Annotated in this window: 14 protein-coding genes and 1 pseudogene; 6 read left to right on the top strand and 9 right to left on the bottom strand. The window is 64.9% G+C overall.

Annotation, left to right across the window (positions count from 1 at the left end; genetic code table 11):
* The first annotated feature begins 58 nt into the window (after positions 1-58).
* On the top strand, positions 59-778 hold the full coding sequence (locus tag QSV46_RS33965; RefSeq protein ID WP_314961932.1) for a ribonuclease activity regulator RraA: 720 nt from the start codon (positions 59-61) through the stop codon (positions 776-778).
* A 186-nt stretch (positions 779-964) separates the two neighbouring features.
* On the opposite strand, the gene QSV46_RS33960 is transcribed toward QSV46_RS33965, so the two are convergent.
* Positions 965-3,070 carry a S9 family peptidase gene (locus QSV46_RS33960; RefSeq protein ID WP_314961930.1) on the bottom strand — a complete coding sequence of 702 codons (2,106 nt, stop codon included), beginning with the start codon at positions 3,068-3,070 and terminating at the stop codon, positions 965-967.
* Between the two features lie 256 nt (positions 3,071-3,326).
* Here QSV46_RS33960 and QSV46_RS33955 point away from each other — a divergent pair, with 256 nt between their 5' ends.
* Positions 3,327-4,763: an MBOAT family protein gene (locus tag QSV46_RS33955; RefSeq protein WP_314961929.1), complete on the top strand. Its 1,437-nt coding sequence runs from the start codon at positions 3,327-3,329 to the stop codon at positions 4,761-4,763.
* Positions 4,763-5,868: pseudogene (locus QSV46_RS33950) on the top strand (hypothetical protein). The gene QSV46_RS33955 and the pseudogene QSV46_RS33950 overlap by 1 nt, the downstream one beginning before the upstream one ends.
* A gap of 181 nt (positions 5,869-6,049) precedes the next feature.
* Here QSV46_RS33950 and QSV46_RS33945 read toward each other — a convergent pair.
* The 3 genes from QSV46_RS33945 to QSV46_RS33935 all read right to left on the bottom strand — a co-directional run bounded on the left by QSV46_RS33945 (position 6,050) and on the right by QSV46_RS33935 (position 10,070).
* On the bottom strand, positions 6,050-7,237 hold the full coding sequence (locus QSV46_RS33945) for a pyridoxal-phosphate-dependent aminotransferase family protein (protein WP_314961926.1): 1,188 nt from the start codon (positions 7,235-7,237) through the stop codon (positions 6,050-6,052).
* A 107-nt stretch (positions 7,238-7,344) separates the two neighbouring features.
* Positions 7,345-8,070: a thermonuclease family protein gene (locus QSV46_RS33940; RefSeq protein ID WP_314961923.1), complete on the bottom strand. Its 726-nt coding sequence runs from the start codon at positions 8,068-8,070 to the stop codon at positions 7,345-7,347.
* A gap of 269 nt (positions 8,071-8,339) precedes the next feature.
* Positions 8,340-10,070: a hypothetical protein gene (locus QSV46_RS33935; RefSeq protein WP_314961921.1), complete on the bottom strand. Its 1,731-nt coding sequence runs from the start codon at positions 10,068-10,070 to the stop codon at positions 8,340-8,342.
* A gap of 424 nt (positions 10,071-10,494) precedes the next feature.
* Between QSV46_RS33935 and QSV46_RS33930 the strand changes: the two genes are divergently transcribed.
* The gene (locus tag QSV46_RS33930) at positions 10,495-11,340 is read left to right on the top strand and encodes a caspase family protein (RefSeq protein ID WP_314961918.1); all 846 of its coding nucleotides are present in this window, start codon (positions 10,495-10,497) and stop codon (positions 11,338-11,340) included.
* Between the two features lie 201 nt (positions 11,341-11,541).
* Here the strand turns inward: QSV46_RS33930 and QSV46_RS33925 are convergent, their stop codons facing one another.
* The 3 genes from QSV46_RS33925 to QSV46_RS33915 all read right to left on the bottom strand — a co-directional run bounded on the left by QSV46_RS33925 (position 11,542) and on the right by QSV46_RS33915 (position 14,152).
* Complete coding sequence (locus QSV46_RS33925) at positions 11,542-12,429, bottom strand: efflux RND transporter periplasmic adaptor subunit (protein WP_314961916.1); 888 nt, start codon at positions 12,427-12,429, stop codon at positions 11,542-11,544.
* A gap of 317 nt (positions 12,430-12,746) precedes the next feature.
* The gene (locus QSV46_RS33920) at positions 12,747-13,862 is read right to left on the bottom strand and encodes a lactonase family protein (protein ID WP_314961915.1); all 1,116 of its coding nucleotides are present in this window, start codon (positions 13,860-13,862) and stop codon (positions 12,747-12,749) included.
* A 122-nt stretch (positions 13,863-13,984) separates the two neighbouring features.
* The gene (locus QSV46_RS33915) at positions 13,985-14,152 is read right to left on the bottom strand and encodes a hypothetical protein (protein ID WP_314961913.1); all 168 of its coding nucleotides are present in this window, start codon (positions 14,150-14,152) and stop codon (positions 13,985-13,987) included.
* A gap of 105 nt (positions 14,153-14,257) precedes the next feature.
* On the opposite strand from QSV46_RS33915, the gene QSV46_RS33910 reads away from it, so the two are divergent.
* Entirely contained in the window at positions 14,258-14,434 is a 177-nt protein-coding gene (locus tag QSV46_RS33910) for a hypothetical protein (RefSeq protein ID WP_314961911.1), read from the top strand.
* 110 nt (positions 14,435-14,544) lie between these two features.
* Positions 14,545-14,667, top strand: a complete 123-nt coding sequence (locus QSV46_RS33905; protein ID WP_314961909.1) for a hypothetical protein — start codon at positions 14,545-14,547, stop codon at positions 14,665-14,667.
* Between the two features lie 143 nt (positions 14,668-14,810).
* Here the strand turns inward: QSV46_RS33905 and QSV46_RS33900 are convergent, their stop codons facing one another.
* A complete protein-coding gene (locus tag QSV46_RS33900) occupies positions 14,811-15,500 on the bottom strand; it encodes an aspartate/glutamate racemase family protein (RefSeq protein WP_314961905.1) in 690 nt (229 codons plus the stop codon).
* A gap of 103 nt (positions 15,501-15,603) precedes the next feature.
* The gene (locus tag QSV46_RS33895) at positions 15,604-18,267 is read right to left on the bottom strand and encodes an EAL domain-containing protein (protein ID WP_314961902.1); all 2,664 of its coding nucleotides are present in this window, start codon (positions 18,265-18,267) and stop codon (positions 15,604-15,606) included.
* Positions 18,268-18,321: the final 54 nt, after the last annotated feature.

The following is an 18,321-nucleotide window of genomic DNA, read 5'->3' as shown; positions in this document are numbered from 1 at the left end:
TGGATTCCGGGCTCATCGCTTCGCGATGCCCCGGAATGACGACAAGAGAGAGCATCCGATGACCAAACTTTCCGAAGCCACCCGCACCAAGCTCAAATCCGTCTCCACCGCCACTGTCGCCACCGCACTGTTCAAGCGCGGCCTGCGCATCCAGATGATCCAGGACGTGCATCCGCTCGGCGCCGACCAGCCGACCATGGTCGGCGAGGCCTTCACGCTGCGCTACATGCCGGCGCGCGAGGATCTCAACACGATCGAGGTGTTCAAAGATCGCTCCCATCCGCAGCGCAAGGCGGTCGAGGATTGTCCGCCCGGCAGCGTGCTAGTGATGGACAGCCGCAAGGACGCGCGCGCCGCCTCAGCCGGTGCGATCCTGGTGACGCGATTGATGAAGCGCGGCGTCGCCGGCGTCGTCACCGACGGCGGTTTTCGCGACGCCGCCGAGATCGCCAAGCTCGGCATCCCCGCCTATCACCATCGCCCGAGCGCGCCGACCAATCTGACGTTGCACCAGGCGATCGAGATCAACGTGCCGATCGGCTGCGGCGACGCGCCGGTGTTTCCCGGCGACGTCATTCTCGGGGATGCCGACGGCGTCATCGTGATCCCCGCGCATCTCGCCGACGAGATCGCCAACGAGACCTTCGAGATGACCGCGTTCGAGGACTTCGTCACCGAAGAAGTCGGCAAGGGCCGCGGTATTTTTGGTCTCTACCCCGCCACCGATCCGCAGACGCTGATCGACTTCGCGGAATGGCGAAAGAAGAACGGAAGGTAGTTGTGTCCTTGATTGCGCCACAACACCGTTGTCGTCCCGGCGAAGGCCGGGACCCATACCGCGTGATCTATCGATGATGTACGGTGTGCGTACCGCGGGGAGGTCACTTCACGACCATCATTTGCCAAACTTCTCCCTGTGGTTATGGGTCCCGGCCTTCGCCGGGACGACGGCGGAGGGTGTGGCTTACACCCCGGCCTCCGCCATCCCCGCCGCCCACAGCGCGAACGCATAAACGATCGCGACTTCATCGAGCCGGTCGAAGCGTCCCGAGGCGCCGCCGTGGCCGGCGCCCATGTTGGTGCGGAGCAGGACCGGGCCGCCGCCGGTCATGGTGGCGCGCAGGCGCGCGATCCATTTGGCGGGCTCCCAATAGGTGACGCGCGGGTCGGTCAATCCGCCCATCGCCAGGATCGCCGGATAGTCCTTAGCCGCGACATTGTCGTAGGGCGAATAGGACAGGATGGTGCGAAAATCCGTCTCGCTCTCGATCGGGTTGCCCCATTCCGGCCATTCCGGCGGCGTCAGCGGCAGCGTGTCGTCGAGCATGGTGTTGAGCACGTCGACGAACGGGACCTCGGCGACGATGCCCGCGAACAATTCGCCGGCGCGGTTCGCCACCGCGCCCATCAGCATGCCGCCGGCCGAGCCGCCGTGGCCGACGATGCGCTTTTCACGCGTGTACTTCGCCGCGATCAGCGCCCGGGCGCTGGCGGCGAAATCGTCGAAGCTGTTGATCTTCTTCTCGCGCTTGCCGTCGAGATACCAGCCCCAGCCCTTGTCGGCGCCGCCGCGGATATGGGCGATGGCGTAGACGAAGCCGCGATCGACCAGCGACAGGCGGTTGGCGTTGAACGAGGCCGGCATCGCCATGCCGTAGGAGCCGTAGCCGTAGAGCAGCAGCGGCGCCGATCCATCGAGCTTCAGCCCGCGGCGATAGAGGATCGACACCGGTACCTCGGCGCCGTCATGGGACTTCGCCATGATGCGCGTGGTGACGTAGTCGGCCGCGTCATGGCCGGACGGAATCTCCTGGCGCTTGCGCAAGGTGCGCGTGCGCCTAGCCATGTCGTAGTCATAGACCTCCGACGGCGTCGTCATCGACGAATAGGCGAAGCGCAGTGTAGTCGTCTCGAATTCGTAGGAGCCCATCGTGTCGAGCGAATAGGCGGCCTCGTCGAAGGCGATGGCGTGCTCGTCCTCCGTCGTGAGGTCGCGGATCACGATGGACGGCAGCGCATTGGCGCGCTCCAGCCGCACCAGATGGCCGGCATAGAGATCAAGGTCGATGATGTAGATGCCGGGACGATACGGGATCAGGTCGCGCCAGTTGTTGCGCTCGGGCTGGCCAAGCGGCGCAGTGACGATCTTGAAGTCGATGGCGTCGCCGGCATTGGTGAGGATGAAGAGCTCGTCGCCGCGATCGGCCAGCGAATATTGCACGCCGTCCTCGCGCGCTGCGACGAGGCGCGGCGGTGCCTCGGGATGAGCGAGATCGATCAGCCGCTGCTCGGACGTTTCGTGATCGCCGCCCGCGATCACGCAGAAGCGGCCGCTGGTGCTCTCGTGCAGATGGGTGAACCAGCCGGTGTCCTGTTCTTCATAGACGAGCGTGTCGTCGGCCTGTTTGGTGCCGAGCTTGTGCCGCCACACCTGCATCGGCCGGTGGTTGTCGTCGAGCTTCACATAGAAGAAGCTCTTGCAGTCGGCGGCCCAGACCACGCCGCCATCGGTCTCCTCGACGAGGTCGTCAAGATCCATCCCAGTTGCCCAGTCGCGGACGCGGATCGAGAAATATTCCGAGCCTTTGGTGTCCGCGCTCCAGGCCTGCAGCTTGTGATCGTTCGAGTGCCGGCTGCCGCCGAACTTGAAATATTTGTGGCCCTTTGCGAGCGCATCGCCGTCGAGCACGATATGGCCGTCGCCGCCGTTGCGCGGCATGCGGCCGAACAGCTCGTGCTGCCCGCCCTCGCGAAACCTGCGGAAATAGGCGAACTGTCCGTCCGGCGACGGCACGCTGGAGTCATCCTCCTTGATCCGGGAGCGCATCTCGCGCACCAGCGTCTTCTGCAGCGACGAGGTGTGGCCGAGCAGGCTCTCGGTGTAGCCGTTCTCTGCGTCGAGATATTTCCGAATCTCGGGGTCGAGCACCTTGGGATCGCGCAGCACCTCCTGCCACTTCTCGTCCTTCAGCCAGGCATAATCGTCGGTCACGGCGATGCCGTGGTGCGTGAAGGAATGCGGCCGGCGCGGGGCGACGGGGGGCTGGGAATGTGTTTTGGCTTGTGTCACTCGATCCTCATTGCGTTTCACCGGAACCTGGCTCGTCATGCGCGGGCTTGACCCGCGCATCCATCGACGAAGATTTCGTGAGCGATGGATTGCCGGGTCAAGCCCGGCAATGACGCGGGAGGGGCGGCAGATCGCGCATCATATGGCGACGAGCGTACCAATTGCCAGCGCCGCCAAAGGCTGCATGAAGTCGCCGGGTTGTTGATCTCCTCCTTGTATGCTTTAGGCTTCATAGTCCCGCCCCCGGTCCAGCCTGATGCTGTTCAACTCCTACCCGTTCATCCTGCTGTTCCTGCCGGCCGTGCTGGCCGGCTATTTCTGGCTGGGGCGGCGCAGCAATCTGGCTCCGGTGGTTTGGCTGGCACTCGCCTCGCTCGCCTTCTACGCCATCGGAAGCTGGCAGTTCTTGGGCCTGCTGCTGATCTCGATCGCCTTCAATTACGGCATCGGCCATCTCCTGATCGCGGCGGAGCTGACCCCAAGGCAACGCAAGGCGGCGCTCGTCCTCGGCGTCGTCGGCGATCTCCTCGTGCTCGGCATCTTCAAATATGCCGGGTTCGTCACCGAGAACATCAATGCTCTGGCCGGCACGCATGTCGCGGTTCACATCCTGCTGCCGGTCGGCATCTCCTTCTACACCTTCACCCAGATCGCGTTCCTGGTCGATGCGTATCGCGGGCGGGTCGCGGCTTACACGCTGCCGCACTATGCGCTGTTCGTGACCTACTTCCCGCATCTGATCGCGGGGCCGATCCTTCACCACAAGGACATGATCCCGCAATTCGAGCGGGAGGAGACCAAGCATCCTGACGCGCATCTGATGCTGTGCGGAATCATCATCTTCGCCATCGGCCTGTTCAAGAAGACCTGCCTTGCCGACGGTATCCAGCCGCTGGTCGCGCTCGCCTTCGAGGCGCGCTCGCCGAGCTTCGACCAGGCCTGGTGTGGTGTGCTCGCCTACACGTTCCAGCTCTATTTCGACTTCTCCGGCTATTCCGACATGGCGATCGGGATCTCGCTGATGTTCGGCATCTTCCTGCCCGTCAATTTCAACTCGCCCTACAAGGCCTCCAGCATCGTCGAGTTCTGGCGCCGCTGGCACATGACGCTGTCGCAGTTCCTGCGCGACTATCTCTACATCCCGCTCGGCGGCAACCGCCGCGGCCGGGTGCTGCGCTACGCCAACCTATTGGTCACGATGCTGCTTGGCGGGCTCTGGCACGGTGCGGCCTGGACCTTTGTCGTTTGGGGCGCGCTGCATGGCGCCTATCTCTGTGTCAACCACGCCTTCAATGCGCTGGTTCCGAACGTTCCGGCGCCTCTTGCGCGCCCGTTCCGTATTGCCGGGGCTGTGCTGACATTCCTCGCGGTCGTCGTCGCCTGGGTGTTTTTCCGCGCCGAACGGATCGACTGGGCCATGCTGATCCTCGGCGCGATGGCCGATCCCGCGACTATCGTCTTCGGCCGTGACGAGATCGCAGCGCTGGTCATGGTTGCAATCTACGGCGCGTTGATATGGCTGGCGCCGAACACGCAAACGATCATGGGTTACGATCACGGCAACCGGCAGGTCGGCGAGGCCTTGCGGGCAGGGCGCCTGCGGCCGTTGTTCCTCTATGCCGCGTCGCTGGCGCTCGCGTTCGGCATTCTGGGCATCCAGAGCCACAGCGAATTCATCTATTTCCGGTTCTGATGCGAGGCAATTTCACACATTTGCGGCGCCTTCTGCTTGCGAGCGTCGCGTGCGTGCTGGGCGCGGCGGCGCTCACTTATGTCGTCGATCCGCTGCAACTGTTCCGCCCCTCGCGGCTGGTCGCCGCCTTCTATTCCGATGACACGCGCGTGCAGAATGCCGGGCTGATCCGTAGCCAGTCGTTCGACACCGTCTTCATGGGCACCTCGCTCGCGATTCATTTTCGCCAGAGCGACATCGATCGCGCGCTCGGCGTCCATTCGCTCAAGCTGGCGATGACCGGGTCCAATTCGCGCCAGCAGGGTTTTGTGCTGGAGCAGGCGATCGCCCGCGGCGCCCGGCGCGTGATCTGGGCGGTGGACGATTTTATCTATGTCGATGCGGCCGATATCGAGACTGATCCTTATCTCGCTGTCGATCTCTATCGCCGAACAACTGGGGGCATCGCGTCCTATCTGTTCAGCGCGGCGATGGCGAAGGAATCCCTGTTCGCGCTGCTGCGGTCCGTTCCGCCATTGCGCGAGCCGCTGACGCGGGCGGCGCCTTATCTCCCCGTCAAGTTCGCGCTGGCAGACGTCGACGACATCTACGCGCTGCCGCGGGATTTCGACGTCGCGCGCGGCTACAACGCGAAGAGGACGCTCGCCGCCTTCGCCTACATCACCGATCCCGTCCGCAGCCGCTTCCTCGGCGAAGGTACGGTTACGACGCCATGGTCCGGCATTTCGAGCGCGACGCCGTCGGGCTGATCGCGCGCCATCCGGACGTGACCTTCGACATCTACTTTCCGCCCTATTCGATCCTGCAATTTGTCGCGATGCGCGATGCCTCGCCCGCAGCGCTGAAGATCGTCACCGATCTCACGGCGCGCATTGCCGAACGCCTGACGCAGTTTCCGAATGTGCGTCTCCACGATTTCCGGGCGATCAAGCACGTGACGCACGACCTCGACAATTACGGTGACGTCATCCACCACTCGCCGGTGGTGGATGCGATGGTGCTGAGATGGCTGGCGAGTGGGGAATATCGGGTCGATCCGAAGGCGCCGCTGGCATCACTTGATGAGCTGAAAGCGCAAGTCGAAGCCTATCGCGTGCCACCGTAGTTGCGGCAAACTCAACTGTCGTCCCGGACAAGCGAAGCGCAGATCCGGGACCCATAACCCCAGGGAGGAGTTATCTCACGAGCTGATAACTCCGAGGCTTCGCCAAACCATAGCCTGTGGCGATGGGTCCCGGATCTGCGCTCCGCTGTGCTGCGCTTGTCCGGGACGACAGTGGGGCTTGCTACACCGCCACCTCTTCGCCGAGATACGCAACCGCCGCCTCCAGCCCGCCCTTACCGTGCGGGATCTTCAGCGCGTTCAGGCCGATCTCGATGACGCCCAACGTGCCGAGCAGCATCGGGGCGTTGACGTGACCCATATGGGCGATGCGGAACGCTTGTCCGGAGAGATCGCCGATGCCGGTGCCGAGCACGACGCCGCACTTGTCCTTGCAATAGCGTTGCAGGATCGCCGGATCGTGGCCGTTGCTCATCGTCACCGTCGTCACGGTGTTGGAGCGCTCGCTGGCCTCCGCGACGTTGAAGCCGAGAACCTGGCCTTCCGTCCAGGCGGAGACCGCGCGCCTTGCGGCTTCGCCGAGCAGGCTGTGGCGGCGGAAGGCGTTTTCCAGCCCCTCCTCGTGCAGCATGTCGATCGCCTGGCGCAAAGCGAACAACAGATGCACCGGCGCGGTGCCGGCATATTTGCGATAATTCTCGGTGCCCTCGCGTTCGCTCCAGCTCCAATAGGGCGTGCTCATATTGGCCTTCTTCTGCACCTCGCGCGCGCGCGCATTCGCCGCGACGAAGCCGAGGCCGGGCGGCGTCATCAGGCCCTTCTGCGAACCGGACATCGCGACGTCGACGCCCCATTTGTCCATCTCGAACGGCATGCAGCCGAGCGAGGCGACGGTGTCGACCATGTACAAGGCGGGATGGCCGGCGGCTTTGATCGCCTTGCCGATCGCCTCGATGTCGTTCTGCACGCCCGACGCCGTATCGACCTGGACGACGACGACGGCTTTGATCGCATGCTCCTTGTCGCGGCGCAGGCGCTCCTCGACCTCACTCGGCCGCACCGCGCGACGCCAGTCGCCCTTGAGCACCTCGACCTCGGCGCCCATCAGCGCTGCCGCGTTGCCCCAGCCGATCGCGAACCGTCCGCTCTCCAGCACCAGCACCTTGTCGCCGCGCGACAGCACGTTGGTCAAAGCGGCTTCCCAGGCGCCATGACCGTTGGCGATGTAGATGTAGGACTTGCCCTTGGTCGCGAACAATTTCGAGATATCGCTGAGCAGGCTGTCGGTCAGCTCGTGCATCTCCTTGGAGTAGATGTCGATCGCCGGACGGTGCATCGCCCGCAGCACCTCGTCGGGCATCGTGGTGGGCCCGGGGATGGCCAGAAATTCCCGGCCCGCGCGAACGGTCATTGCTGTCGGTCCTTGTTGCTTGAGAACAGGATGGTGGGTCGCTGATTCCTAGTTTTACGCGGCGCGGGATGCCAAGAAAAGACCGGAAAACGCAGGTCTGACGTGGGTTATCTCTTAGTCTCGCGGCAGCCCGCAGCCTCAGCTTCCTCCACCGAGCAGAACCAGCGGGTGCCCTTGCTGATCTTCATCTTGATCTGGGTGTACCAGCGGCTGGTCGGCTGGTGATAGATGCACTCGCCGGCGCTGTTGACGTTGCCCTTGATGGTGCAGTCCGGCGACGGCGCGACCGGTCCCGAGGCCGAGGCGAGCAGCACCGCATGCGCCCCATCCGGCGGCTTGGTGGCGCCCAAGATCGTCGTCTTCTTGTTGCGTTCGCGCCAGTCCCACGGCGCGATGAAGGCGCCCTGCCACATGCCGGCTTTGGCCTCGCGCGCGGCGGCCTCGTCGGGCTCGTAGTCCCGCGAGATGCGGGTATAGGCCAGCGCCCAGCCGCTGCGCACCAGCCATTTCTGGATGTCCTCGCCGCCGACCTCGCAGCGCGCCACCGTGCGGCCGCGGCGGTCGATCGCGCGGGTGTGGCAGACCCAATTCTTGCCCTCGGTGTATTTGGCGAGCTCGTCGCGCGCCGCGATGCCGCAGGTCCAGCGCTCGCTCTTGGTGTTGAGGCAGAGCTGGTCAATCGCGGGCGCGTCGATGCCGCCGAGCCGGATCCGCGTAGTCCCGATCACGACAGAATCGCCGGCGCGGACTTTTGCCGCACCGGTGATGTCGGAGGCTTCAACCAACGACGGCAAGGCGACGAGGGACAGTGCAATCAGGACTTTTCGCAACATGCCGGTCCGCGTGTTCAGGACAATCTCGATAAGCCGCGCAATTGTGGTCGGCTTTTGTCCGCCCGGCCAGCTTATGCCTAACAGATCGGCTTTCAACTTCCCGTCATTGCGGCCGTATCTCTTGTGTCCCGGACGCGGTGCGGCGTGTACGCCGCTTCGCAGAGCCGGGACCCAGAAAGTCACAGACACCATTCTGGGTGGCATGGGCCCCGGCTCTGCAGCGCACCGCTGAAGAAGCGCTGCGCTGCATCCGGGGCACGAGACCATCATCACCCCCGCCCCATCATTGCCCGCCGCGCCACCGCCAGTCCCATCAGCACGAACGCCGACGTCACCTCCGGCCCGCCCACCAGAATACGCGTCGGTGTCTTCATCTTGTTCCATTCATAGGCGCGGAACGGGCCGTGGCGGCCGCCTTCGCCGAGGCTTGCGACGATCACGTTCAGCGCCGGCGCGAAGGCGCGAGGGTCGGCGCCGAGATGGCCGAGCGCGATCAGCGCCAGTGCCGCGTCGAACACGTTCATCTCCGCGGCCATCAGCTCGCCCTTGACGTAGGAGAGCACGCGATGGCGGATGAAATCGAAATCGCCGCCGGGATCGATCGCAGCCTGCGCCGCCAGCGGCAGCGCCAGGAAGGCCGCGTAACAACGGCCGAAATAAGCGCCGTACAGCTCCGGCAGATAATAGATGTGCGAGCGCGGATTGGCGAAGGCGCCGCTGGCGGCGAGCCGCTTCTGGAAGCCGATGATGCGATGCACGGTGGCCAGTCGCGCCGGCGTTTCCAGGACTTTCCAGCGCGCCAGGTTGCGAAAGCTCACCTCGAGAATGTCGAGATTAAGCGTCGGATCGAGATCGTTGCCATAGGGCCGTTCGCCCTTGAGATTGTCGATCCAGGTCGCAACCCCGCCCTCGTAGTCGATATGGTCGTTGAGCGGCACGGTCACGCGCGGCGCGTTGACGCCGGCGCGCACCTGGTAGCCCGAATAGAAGTCCAGCAGCGGCTGGTCGATGATCGGATCGGTGCAGCCGGCTTGCGTCGCTGCAGAGATCGAGCACGCCGTGGTGTCGCAATCCGGCACGTAGACACCGAAGCCGAGGTCCTGCTTGATCTGCGCGAAGTAGCGCGAGAAGCGCGGGTGCGGCGCCGGCGCCAGTGCGGTGATGACGTTGAACCGCGCGCCGTCGATGCCCTCGACCTCTTCGCGGCTGATGTTGACGCAGAAATCGACCATGTCGGCGATGGTGCGCTTCGCCGCGATCGCGTCGGCGGTCGAAGCGAGCCCGGTCTCGACATAGCCCAGCAGCGCCTCGATGAAGAACGCGTCGTAATAGGCCGAACGGTGCCGGATCTGCACCGGCTCCCACATCGGTTCGGCAATGCCGATCCAGGGCGGATTGACGACCGCGCGTGCGGGCGAGCGCGCGATGAAGACGCGGGCGAGATTGAACAGCAGCGAGGAGTTCTTGTAACCGCGCGCGTTCAGCCCGGTGAGCGCCATGATCAGCTCGCGGCCGCGGAAATCGGGGTCGCCGATCAGGTTGAAGGCGGCATAGGTCGGCAGGAAACCGTTCCTGCGGTGCGAGCCGAGCAGATGCTGCGCGCAGTCGCGGATCACGCCGTCGATCTGCGATTGGTGCGGCGCTGAGCCGGTGAACAGCGCCGGCGGCGGTTTGGGATGGTCGAGCGCGATGCTGTCGACGAGATCGGCGACGGGCTGGCCGACCGCCGCCCAGTCAGGCTCGGCCTCGTCGCGGGCGCGCGCGAGCGCCTCGCGCAGCCGGGTCAGCCGTGTCTCGTCGCGCAGCTCGGGCAGGCCCGCGCGTCGCAGCAGCAGGCGCAATGCGGGATTGCCGAGCGCGGTCTTGTAGAACTTGGCCAGATGCGGATCGCCGCTGACCGGGCTCGCCAGCACGGGATCGCAGACATCGTAAAGCGAGGGGCCATCTTTGCGCGCCGTCAGCGCCCGGCAGGCGGCGCCGGCAAAATATTGAAAGTTCATGAAATACCTGGTCGCGGGGTCTTGGTCCGGGGCCGGCCGGCGCGCCCCCAGCCCCGCGCCACCCCCTGCAAGTCTTTGAAAAAGCTACCCGGATTCGCAGGAAATACAAAGGTGATGGCGGTCACAGAAAATCCCGGCACGAGGGCTGCATGATCAGGCTCCGGAAGGCTACGGGGAACGCCCGGCATGGGGAAAATCGGGTTGCCGAATTGGCCAGTATATTCAGACCGTTAGCTCAATTTTTGGGCAATCTATTGCCCGGGAGGCCAGATCCGGTTAAGGGTTTGTTTGGTGCGGCGCCGCAAATTGCGCGCAATTCGGGGGCACACCCCGGCCAATCCCTCAAACCTGAAGACGCTATCGCGCTACTCAAACAGTGTGCGCGCGCTTGGCTGGTCTTTGGTACTGACAGGAACAAAGCGAGATGAATGTAAGGCAGCTCGACATTTCCCGCACGATCGCGGTCGCCGCAGCCCTCATCGGCACGGTGTCGCTCGTGATCGGCGCCCATGCTGCCCTCAACATGCGTGCACTCGATGCCGCCAAGGCCGTCTCGACCGACCAGGTCACCGGCGCGATCGGCCAGACTTCCCGCCTCGCCCTCGTCATCGGCAATGGACATTATCCCGACGCCAGCGCGCCGCTGACGCAGTCGATCAACGACGCCCGCGCACTGTCCTCGGCGCTGCGCAAGAATGGCTTTGACGTCGACATGGTGGAAGACGCGACCAGGGACGACATGGTCCGCGCCGTCAATCGCCTGAAGTCCCGGATCAAGCGCGACACCGTCGTCATGCTGTTCTTCGGCGGCTACGGCGTGCAGGCCGGCCGCGAGAGTTACATGCTGCCGGTCGATGCCGTGATCTGGAAGGAAAAGGATGTCCGCCGCCAGGGCGTCTCCATCGACGGCGTGCTCGAGATGATGAAGGAGCAGGGCGCCAAGGCCAAGCTCGTCGTCGTAGATGCCTCCCGCCGTAACCCCTACGAGCGCCGGTTCCGCGCCTACAGCCACGGTCTGGCGCCGATCAGCGCGTCCGACAATGCGCTGATCCTCACCTCGGCCTCGCCCGGCAAGGTCGTCGACGAGGGCAAGGGCGAGCACAGCGTGCTGGTCGGCGAATTCCTCAACAACCTCGATGCGCAAGGCAGCGCCGAAAGCGTCTTCAACAAGACCCGCCTCGCCATCTCCCGCGCCTCCGAAGGCGACCAGGTCCCGACCGTCTCCTCCTCGCTGCTCGAAGACGTCCATTTCGGCGAAGCCGGCGGCTAGTTTTTCTCAAGTTTACGATCTCTCGTGCCCCGGACGCGGCGCATCATGCAATGATGCGACGCTGAGCCGGGGCCCAGTTTTTTAGACTGTCGCTGTGTGACGAGATGGGACCCGGCTCTTCGCAGCAGCCATAGCGTGTCGAAGACGCGCGTAAACGCGCTTTTGGCACGCTGCAGCGCGTCCGGGACACGAGCCAGCTTCCTACTTCGCGGCTTCCGTAGCCATCACCGGGCGCACCGGATCGCCTTCGCGCAAGAGCGCGCCAGCGCGCGCGACGACGACGTCGCCTTCGTTGAGGCCGTCGCGGACCTCGATATTGCCGCCCGACATAAGGCCGACCTCGACGCGCTTGGTCTCGACGCGGTTGCGGCGGATCACCTGCACCACGGTGCCGGCGGAGGAATACTGCACGGCGGTCAGCGGCACCGCGACATTGCAGCTCTGCCCGGACTTGATCAGCGCACGTCCGCTGGCGTTCAGCAACAACCGCTTCTGCGAGGAGATGCCGATATAGACCATGCCTTGCTGGATGTTCGGCTCGACGGTCGATCCGATCCGGCGCACCTTGCCGTCGAGGTCGCCGGCGCCGGCAATGCGCACGGTCGCCTGCTGGGCGATTGCGAGCTTGCGCATATCGCCGGTCGCGACCAGGGCGACGAGATCATATTCGCTGCGCGCCACGATCGTGAACAGCGCCTCGCCCTTGGCCGAGGCGAGGTTGCCGATCTGCGCGGTCGAGGTCGCGATCACGCCCGCCACCGGGGCGGTGACCTGGAGCGAGCCGCCTTCGGGCAGCGCCAGCCGCGCCAGCACCTGACCGGCCGTGGTGGTGTCGCCGGCTTCCGCCAGCACCTCCGTGACCTTCAGGCCGGGGCGTTCGGGCCGCACCGAGGTCTCCTCGCGCGCGATGATCGTGCCGGTGGCTTCGACGATGTCCGAGAAGCAGGATTTTGCGACCTTCAACACCGTGACCGCCGGCCCCTTGGGTGCGTCGTCATCGGCGGCCCGCGCGAGCGGGGCGGACAGCATCAGCAGTCCGGTGAGCGCAACGAAATGTCTGGAAAAGGAACGCGCAGGCAATGGACGCATCGGTCATTCCGGTTGGGGCCTTGACGGCCTCATCGATAGCAGAAGCGCGCGGGGCGGACCATGGGCCGGCCCGATGAGAATGCCGCAGCGCAGGCGGCGCGATGCCCCCTGTTGGATTAGTCGCGGCATAAGGGAAGAGGTTCGCCTCCCGTGCGCTCCGGCGCAGGGCACTCGCGTATGACGTGACCGTTCGGGGCGGTGACGCTTCCACAGCGTCATGGCCGGGCTTGTCCCGGCCATCCACGACCTTGTTTTTGGCTGCTAAGAACGTGGATGCCCGGGACAAGCCCGGGCATGACGGCCTCTGTGAATGCCCCTCACGGCAAACTCAAAAACTCCACCCAGTTCGGCTTTTTGCCGGTGGGATAGGATTTCAGCTTGCCGAGTGCGCCGCTGCTCTGGTCGATCGCATAGACCGTCATGCTGTCCGAGAGCTCGCCGACCGCGACGAGGTAGCGCCCGGAGGGATCGATGTGGAAGCCGCGCGGCTGCTTCTCGGTCGGCACGCTGCCGATCTGGGTGAGCTTGCCGCTTGATACATCGACCCTGTAGCCGGCCAGCGTGTTGGTGGTGCGCTCGGAGGCATAGAGGAAGCGGCCGTCGGGCGTGATGTGAATGTCGGCGGCCCAGGGCTTCCCGTTGAAGCCTTCGGGTAATGCGGTGGTGCGCTGGATTTCGGTCCAGGCGCCGCTCTTGGCTTCATAGCCGAACGCCGCGACGTCGCCGTTCAGCTCGTGGAGGAGATAGACGAACTTGCCGTTGGGGTGGAACACGAAGTGCCGCGGTCCCGATTTTTCCGGCACTTTGATCGACGGCGGATCGCTCGGCGTCAGCGTGCCCGCTACGGCATCGAACGCGAAGGCCAGCACCTGGTCGGAGCCGAGATTGGTCGCGAACACGAAGCGGTTGTCGGGCGAGGGCAGGAAGGCGTGCGCGTTCAGCCCGGTCGGGATCACCTGTTTCGGTTCGCCGGCGACGCCGTTTGCGGCCAGCGGATTGAGCGCGACCTTGTTGCCGCCATAGGAGGCGCTGAACAGGAACTTGCCGCCGCGGTCGGTGGCGATATTGGCCATGCTGTCGGCGAGCGGTCCGTTGCCGATATGGCTGAGCTGGCCCGTCCTGGGGTCGATCGCAAAGCTCACCGCAAGGAATGGCTGCGAGCGTACGCCGGCGATCAGCACGCGATGGTCGGGTGTGATCGCGAGCGGCGTCGAGGAGCCGGGCTTCTCGACGCCCGTGAAGGAGGCGGTCTGCACCGCAATCATCTCGCCGCTCTCGGCCAGCTTGAACACGCTGATGTCGTTGCTGTCGGCATTGCCGACATAGGCGAAGGTCTCGGCCATGCCGGCGCGGACTCCAGAAATGAGGACAAGGAAGGCGAGGGTGGTGGCGATCGCAGCGCGTGATGCGCTGCGGCTGGTCGGTCTCGACATCGGGCTCCTCCTTTGGCCGCTATGGCCTTGTCGTTTTGCCGGAGGATAGCGGGAGCCGTGCCGCCGCACCAAATTCCAATTGGGATCGATCGATGCCGAAATTGTATCGGTTGCGCGGGTGGCTACCGCGACGCCGCCGTCAGGCTGCGGGAGGGCAGATGGGGGCCGGACGCAGTGTCGGGCGCACCGAGCAGGCCCCACACGGCCACCGCAAGCAGCGCGCAGGTGAGGAGGGTCCAGGCAACGAGCCGTTTCCGCATCAGGCCAAGTCCATCCGTCGTTTGAGGCACCTGCGATCGTGCACTGCAAACAGCATTGGTTCTATGAACTCGTTCACAGGCGGAAATAGGGCCGCAGCTTTGCGAACCAATGCCGTGCCAGCGCATTGACCCGGCATGCCCCGTGAAAACGACCTCGAAGGCAAGCCCGACATGGGCGGCAAGCATGGCGGCCAGAAGGGCCAGCCCAAGCTGCCGCCGCGCCCGCGCGAAGGGGAGCGCGACGAAGACGTCGTGGCAAAGCGCCACACCGGTCAAACCGATCCCACGCCGTCGCCCACCAACAAAAAATAGCGCCGCGCCTCGCCCGCACATCTCCGTGCGGCAATCGTGCCGGGAACGCCTGCCTCGCTTTGCCGTTACTCGATCCCGCGGGCGGAAGTCGTCGAAACGGAGGCTGGCAGATGTTTTGGATTTATTGGGACACCGCCTGGTCGCTGATCATCAGCGGCATCTGGGTCGCCACCATCGTCAGTCATCCCGACGCCGAATTCGCGGAAGTGCGGGCCGCCAAACGGCTGATGTGAACTTTCACGCCTCCCGGGACGTTATGCTGCGCGATCGCCGCTTCGTCTGCATTGGCGAAGTTCGCGGTCCGAGGTCCGGTCTGGATTCGCCTCCGTTTCCGCGCCTCGCCCTTACCGGCGATGTTCCGGCTGCGCGACCGCAATCATCCGATCGCGAAGTCGGCCGCAGTCTCCGCATGAATGGCGGTCGTGTCGAACGTCTCGACAGACGTGTCGTCGCGGCCGACCAGCATGGTGATCTCGGTGCAGCCGAGAATGATGCACTCGGCGCCGCGGGCAACCAGTGCCGCCATCACGTCCTGATAGCGGCGGCGAGAGGACGCGGAAACGATTCCAAGGCACAGCTCGTCGTAAATGATGCGGTTCACGTCGGCCCGCTCGTCGGCCGAAGGGATCAGGACCTCGAGATCGTGCGCGCGCAACCGGTCGATGTAGAAGTCCTCCTCCATCGTGAATTTCGTGCCGAGCAGTCCGACCCGCCGGTAACCCCTGGCCCGGATACGCTGCGCCGTTGCGTCACCGATGTGAATGAAAGGAATGGTCACGCGCGGCACGATGTCGGGCGCCAGCTTGTGCATCGTGTTGGTGCACAGCACGATCGCACGCGCACCGGCGGCTTCGAGCCGCCGCGCGACCTCCGCCAGGCTGGCGGCCGCCTCGTCCCAGCGGCCGGAGTATTGCATCTCCTTGATCGCCTGGAAGTCGTAGGAATAGATCAGCAACGGGGCCGAATGCAGCTTGCCCATGCGATCGCGGATCCGTTCGTTGATGAGCTTGTAGTAGAGCGCGGTGCTCTCCCAGCTCATGCCCCCAATCAGCCCAATCGTTTGCATCCGCCTGCTCCGAAACGCGATTCGACCGGATCGTAGACATCGCCCTTGCCGGCGAAAAGGGCAATAAATCGTGATCGTCGTTCGCCCGTCCGTCCGGCCCGCGTCAGGCCGCCGCCGCCTGCGCCGACAGCAATTGTTTCAACTTCGCCGCGGGCACGGCCGGGCTGAACAGCCAGCCCTGCATCTGGCTGCATCCGAGGTGCCGCAGAACTTCGCGCTGGGCTTCGGTCTCGACGCCTTCGGCCGTCGTCACCATGTGGCGGGCGGTGGCCATGTGCACCACCGCCTGCACGATCGGGGACGAATCGTCGGACTGGCCGATGTCGCTGATGAAGCTGCGGTCGATCTTGATCTTGTCGAACGGGAATCTGTGCAGATAGCTCAGCGACGAATAGCCGGTGCCGAAATCGTCGAGCGCGATGCGCACGCCGAGCTCGCGCAGCTGCTGGAGGACCGTCAGCGCCTCCTCGTCGTCGCGGATCAGGACGGTTTCGGTGACTTCGAGCTCGAGCCTGCCGGGCGCAAGGCCCGACTCCGCCAGCGCGGCTGCAACCTTCAGCGCCAGCGTCCTCGATCGGAACTGCACCGGTGAGACGTTGACGGCAACGCGAATATCGCCCGGCCAGCTGGCGGCCTCGAGGCAGGCCTGCTTCAGCACCCATTCGCCGATCTCGCCGATCAGGCCGGTCTCTTCGGCGACAGGAATGAAGTCGACGGGCGAGATCATGCCGCGCTCGGGATGGCGCCAGCGCAGTAGCGCCTCGCAGCCGGTCACCACATTGGCCGCGAGATCGACCAGCGGCTGGTAATGCACCTCGAATTCGCCGCGGACGAGCGCCTGGCGCAGGTCGAGTTCGAACTGCCGGCGCAGCCGTGCCTTGGCGTCGTATTCGGGCACGAAGACGCGGAAGGTGCGGCGGCCCTCGGACTTGGCCGCATACATCGCAAGATCGGCGCGCTTGAGCAGATCGTCGAGATTGTCACCATGATCAGGCGCGATCGCGATGCCGATGCTGGCGTCGGTCGGGATCTCCTGGCCCTTGCAGTCCACCGGCGCGCGCAGCGCCTTGAGGATGTTTTCCGCCAGTGTGGTCAGCTCGCTCCGGTCGCAGGTCGCGTCCTTGACGATGGCGAATTCGTCGCCGCCGAGCCGTGCGACGAGATCGTTGCCGCCGACGCAGGCGCGCAGGCGGCTCGCAACCTGGCGCAACAATTCGTCGCCGACCTCGTGTCCGAGCGAATCGTTGACGCCCTTGAACTCGTCGACGTCGATATAGAGGATCGCGAACGGCTTGCCGTGGGCAAGCTCCGCCACGCGGCGTTCCAGATGGCCGCGCAGCAGCACGCGGTTGGGCAGGTCGGTCAGCGCGTCGTAATGCGCCATATGCGCGATGCGCTCGTCGGCGCGGATGCGCTCGGTGACGTCGTCATGGGTGGCCAGCCAGCCGCCGGCGGCGCCGGGCTGGTTCTTGATCTCGATCAGCCGGCCGTCACCCGTCTCCACGATCGCGCTGTGCGTCTGGCCGACGCTGCCGAGAATGCGGTCGCAATAGGCATCGACGTCGCCCTCGAACGAGCCGGTGTCGTGGCGGTGCTGGATCACGTCGCGGAAATAGGCGCCGGGCTTCACCAGTTCGGCCGACAGTCCGTACATCTCGATGTAGCGTCTGTTGCAGACGATCAGCCGTTCGTCCTGGTCGAACATCAGCAGGCCCTGCGTCATCGTGTTCATCGCAGTGTCGAGCCGCTGCTTCTCGAGCGAGAGCCGGTGCGTCATCTGCCGGAAGATCAGGAACAGCGTCAGCACGAGCAGGCCGATCGACAGCACAGCGACTGTGACGAAGAACTTCGTCTGCGTACGCCAGGTGGCGAGCGTCGCGTCCAGCGACTTGGTTGCGACCACGACCAGCGGCTCGCCGGTCAGGAGGCGCGAGGCGACGATGCGGTCCTTGCCGTCGATCGGGCTGGCCAGCTTGGTCGTGACGAAGGTGCGCTCGAACACCGATCTCTGCTCGGGCGTGCCCTCGCGAAAATTCTGCCCGATCATGGCGTCGGCATGCGGGATGCGTGCGAGCAGCTGGCCATTCTGGTGGTGCATCGCGACCGAGGATTCCTCGCCGAGCCCGACCGAGGCGAAGAACGATTCGAGCTGCTCGGGCGAAATGGCCCGCGACACGATGCCGAAGAACTCGCCATGCGGACCGGTGATACGCCGCGCGAACACGATCGCGGGTCCGTTGCCGAGCCGGCCGTTCACGACTTCGATCTCTTCCTGCGCGGCGGGATCGTTCCTGAGGCGATTGAAATAGCCGCGGTCGGCGATCGAGACGTCGGCGACCGGCCAGCGCCGCGACGAGTTGATCAGCACGCCATTGGAGTCGAACACGTTGGCACCGGCGACGTCCGACCAGCCGCTGGCCTTTGCGCGCAGCACCTCGTGCAGCGCGAGCGTGCCCATCTCGCTGCGGAATACCTCGGCGGATTCGATCCCATGACTTTCGAGCTCCGAGATGATGCTCTTCTGCAGCACCGCAAAGTTTTCGAACTCGCGGTCGAAATGCCGCGCGAGCATGCGCACGGAATTTTCCAGGCTATCGCGGCCGCTTTCGATCGCGTTCTGGCGGAAGCGGTCGACGGTGAGTGCCGTGCCGATCGCCATCGCAACCATCAGCACGACGCCGCCGGCGATCAGCCACGTCAGCGGTGCGCCCTGCCAACGGCGAAGCAACGCGCGCATGCGCGTGCTCCATCGGATTGATGCGCCCATCCAGCCCTCCCGTGGGATGCAAGATGCGGCAAAACCGACAAGAGCCGGTTACCA

The organism is Bradyrhizobium cosmicum, from assembly GCF_032290525.1.
GTDB classification, from domain to species: Bacteria; Pseudomonadota; Alphaproteobacteria; order Rhizobiales; family Xanthobacteraceae; genus Bradyrhizobium; species Bradyrhizobium cosmicum_A.
This window is presented reverse-complemented; position numbering and strand designations above follow the sequence as displayed.

Bases quoted from the DNA above. Each gene is read 5' to 3' on its own strand.
- QSV46_RS33930 (WP_314961918.1), top strand. From the start codon at position 10,495: ATGAATGTAAGGCAGCTCGACATTTCCCGCACGATCGCGGTCGCCGCA.
- QSV46_RS33905 (WP_314961909.1), top strand. From the start codon at position 14,545: ATGTTTTGGATTTATTGGGACACCGCCTGGTCGCTGATCATCAGCGGC.
- QSV46_RS33945 (WP_314961926.1), bottom strand. From the start codon at position 7,237: ATGACCGTTCGCGCGGGCCGGGAATTTCTGGCCATCCCCGGGCCCACC.
- QSV46_RS33925 (WP_314961916.1), bottom strand. From the start codon at position 12,429: ATGCGTCCATTGCCTGCGCGTTCCTTTTCCAGACATTTCGTTGCGCTC.
- QSV46_RS33955 (WP_314961929.1), top strand. From the start codon at position 3,327: ATGCTGTTCAACTCCTACCCGTTCATCCTGCTGTTCCTGCCGGCCGTG.
- QSV46_RS33920 (WP_314961915.1), bottom strand. From the start codon at position 13,862: ATGTCGAGACCGACCAGCCGCAGCGCATCACGCGCTGCGATCGCCACC.
- QSV46_RS33895 (WP_314961902.1), bottom strand. From the start codon at position 18,267: ATGGGCGCATCAATCCGATGGAGCACGCGCATGCGCGCGTTGCTTCGC.
- QSV46_RS33935 (WP_314961921.1), bottom strand. From the start codon at position 10,070: ATGAACTTTCAATATTTTGCCGGCGCCGCCTGCCGGGCGCTGACGGCG.
- QSV46_RS33910 (WP_314961911.1), top strand. From the start codon at position 14,258: ATGCCCCGTGAAAACGACCTCGAAGGCAAGCCCGACATGGGCGGCAAG.
- QSV46_RS33965 (WP_314961932.1), top strand. From the start codon at position 59: ATGACCAAACTTTCCGAAGCCACCCGCACCAAGCTCAAATCCGTCTCC.
- QSV46_RS33940 (WP_314961923.1), bottom strand. From the start codon at position 8,070: ATGTTGCGAAAAGTCCTGATTGCACTGTCCCTCGTCGCCTTGCCGTCG.
- QSV46_RS33900 (WP_314961905.1), bottom strand. From the start codon at position 15,500: ATGCAAACGATTGGGCTGATTGGGGGCATGAGCTGGGAGAGCACCGCG.